This is a genomic window from Klebsiella sp. SWET4, assembly GCF_024296565.1.
Lineage (GTDB): Bacteria > Pseudomonadota > Gammaproteobacteria > Enterobacterales > Enterobacteriaceae > Klebsiella > Klebsiella variicola.
The window spans coordinates 1-1,948 of record NZ_JANCOB010000036.1 but is presented as its reverse complement, the minus strand read 5'-3'; the positions used below and the strand labels follow the sequence as shown (position 1 = coordinate 1,948).

Below are 1,948 nucleotides of genomic sequence, written 5' to 3'. Positions count from 1 at the left end.
AGACAGCCGGGCTGCGGATTTAGTGGAGGGTTGGCCTCGTCTGGGTTTGATATCTAGGCGGCGATTTTGCGGTGCTGCAAGCGCCGATGTTCAAGGGTCTGTCGCTTGACGCTGGCGCGGCGGCGCAGGATGTCGGCGGCTCGGCCGAAGTAGGCGTCGGCCGGCGTTACATTCTCCAGGCTCTCGTGATAGCGGGCGTGGTTGTAGTGCTCGATGAAGGCGCCGATCTGGGCCTCCAGGTCGCCGGGCAGGAAGTAGTTCTCCAGCAGGATGCGGTTCTTCAGGGTCTGATGCCAGCGCTCGATCTTGCCCTGGGTCTGGGGATGGTAGGGTGCGCCCCGGACGTGTTTCATCTCCTGCTTCCCCAGCCAGTCGGCCAGTTCGCCCGAGATGTAACTGGAGCCATTGTCCGACAGCAGACGCGGCTTGTGCCGGACGCTGACCTGATCGCAGCCCGACGCGCTGAGCGCCAGTTCCAGCGTATCGGTGACGTCCCCCGCCTTCATGGTCGTGCACAGCTTCCAGGCGATGACGTAGCGCGAGAAGTCGTCCAGGATCGTCGACAGATAGACCCAGCCCCATCCGATGATCTTGAAGTAGGTAAAATCAGTCTGCCACATCTGGTTGGGCGCCGTGGTCTTGTCGGTGAACGCCTTGGCGGCCTTCATGACGATGAAGGCCGGGCTGGTGATCAGGTCATGGCTCTTAAAAAGCCTGTAAACACTGGCTTCCGAGACGAAGTAGCCCTGACTGTCGGTGAAGCGCACCGCCAGCTCCCGCGGGCTCAACTCCGAGTGCTCCAGGGCCATCTCCAGGATCGCGGCGCGAACATCCTCGGGGATGCGGTTCCACACCCGGCTTGGGCGCGCCGGGCGGTCTTCCAGCGCCTCCGGACCGCCGGTCTGATAAAGATCATACCAGCGATAGAAGGTGGCGCGGGGCACGCCGATCTGGGCCAGCGTCCTGCGCACGGGCAGGGTCGATTGCTCGACCAGGCGGATGATCTCGATCTTTTCGCAAGCGGGATATCTCATTCCCCGTCGCCCCCATCGGCGATCATGCTTTTTTTGAGCAGGCGGATTTCAAGCGCCTGTTCGGCCACCACCTCTTTGAGGGCCGTCGATTCTCGGCGCAGGTCCTTGACCTCGTCCGTCGTCGCGGCTCGGGCCGTATCGCCCGCCAGGCGGCGCTTGCCCGCCTCCATGAACTCCTTAGACCACACGTAATACAGGCTCTGCGCGATGCCCTCCTTGCGGCAAAGCTCAGCAATGCTGTCCTCCCCGCGCAGCCCGTCCAGTATGATCCGGATCTTGTCTTCCGCCGAGAAATGCCGGCGCGTCGCCCGCCGGATATCCTTCACCACCCGCTCACCGGGCGTCGCCTTCGCGGCCAAGGGTTTTGGTCTCATCTTCGTTCCTTCGTCACTTCGATGAGACCAAAACCCTCCTCTAAACGGAACCCTCAATCTGTCTCATTGGCGCTGACGGCGGACACTTCTTGCCGGTGAACTTCACCTTGTCGGCGTTGATGACGACGACGAAGTCGCCGCAATCGACATGCGGGGTGACGTGACCCCCTGAAACTCCTCCAGGAATAATTAGAGTCCGCCCACCAAAAGGACGGACGAATGAAGCGATCACGGTTCACGGAAGAGCAGATTATCGGGATCCTGCGCGAGCAGGAGGCGGGCGTGCCGGTGGCGGACCTGTGCAGGAAGCACGGTCTCAGTTCACCGACCTTCTACAAGTGGAAGGCCAAGTACTGCGGGCTGGACGTGTCGGAGGCGCGACGTCTGAAGGCGCTGGAGGACGAGAACGCCAAGCTCAAGCGGATGCTGGCCGACGCGATGCTCGACAACGTCGCGCTGAAAGACCTGCTGGGAAAAAAGTGGTGACGCCCGCCGCGCGTCGGGAGGCCGCGGCGTACCTGCGCCAGGCCTACGAGATGA

The 1,948-nt window shown here is 62.4% G+C and carries 2 protein-coding genes and 1 pseudogene; 1 reads left to right on the top strand and 2 read right to left on the bottom strand.

All coding sequences use genetic code 11. The features are described 5' to 3' along the window. Nucleotides 1–53: 53 nt before the first annotated feature. Both NKJ21_RS27305 and NKJ21_RS27920 read right to left on the bottom strand, forming a co-directional pair. A protein-coding gene (locus tag NKJ21_RS27305) for an IS3-like element ISCc3 family transposase (RefSeq protein ID WP_254733413.1) occupies nucleotides 54–1,408 on the bottom strand; the annotation gives its coding sequence in 2 pieces (ribosomal slippage) (nucleotides 54–1,069 and nucleotides 1,069–1,408; 1,356 coding nt in all). A gap of 40 nt (nucleotides 1,409–1,448) precedes the next feature. Beyond that, nucleotides 1,449–1,640 carry an uL13 family ribosomal protein gene (locus NKJ21_RS27920; RefSeq protein ID WP_375294012.1) on the bottom strand — a complete coding sequence of 64 codons (192 nt, stop codon included), beginning with the start codon at nucleotides 1,638–1,640 and terminating at the stop codon, nucleotides 1,449–1,451. On the opposite strand from NKJ21_RS27920, the pseudogene NKJ21_RS27300 reads away from it, so the two are divergent. Then, a pseudogene (locus NKJ21_RS27300) lies at nucleotides 1,628–1,948 on the top strand (transposase); the annotation flags it as partial. The gene NKJ21_RS27920 and the pseudogene NKJ21_RS27300 sit on opposite strands and share 13 nt — an antisense overlap.